Raw genomic sequence first — 399 nt, forward strand, 5'->3', positions numbered from 1 at the left:
AGGCGCGCGCCCTCGCCCATCGCGACCTCGGCCCGGCGCATCGCCCGCAACGGACACGGGCCCGCCTTGCGCCGGCCGTCGGCCGTGGGCCGCTCGGACTGCGCCTCGACCAGGACCGAGATGATCAGCCCGTCGTAGTTGGTGGCGACCCGCGCCGCCTGTCCGTGGTCGTCGCGCAATGCGAGACACATGCCGCACAAATGCGCCATCCACTCGGTCTGCAACTTTTCCGACAGTCGATGCCGGCACGGCCGGATGATCCCGAACAAGTGCTCGCCCCAATTCTCTGACCTGGGTCCCCACCCACAGACGCGTCAGCCTACTGATCGCCCGTCACTCCCGTCGGGACTCGGACCGCGAGCGTGCCCGGCCGCGGCACGAGCCCGGGCGCGCGGGGCC

At 71.7% G+C, this 399-nt stretch carries 1 protein-coding gene; it reads right to left on the minus strand.

What is annotated here, in order from left to right:
• On the minus strand, positions 1-269 hold a 269-nt coding region (locus GT354_RS02800; RefSeq protein ID WP_237534314.1), incomplete at its 3' end, for a DUF5685 family protein.
• Positions 270-399: the final 130 nt, after the last annotated feature.

It is taken from the genome of Streptomyces sp. SID3343, assembly GCF_009865215.1.
Classification (GTDB): Bacteria; Actinomycetota; Actinomycetes; order Streptomycetales; family Streptomycetaceae; genus Embleya.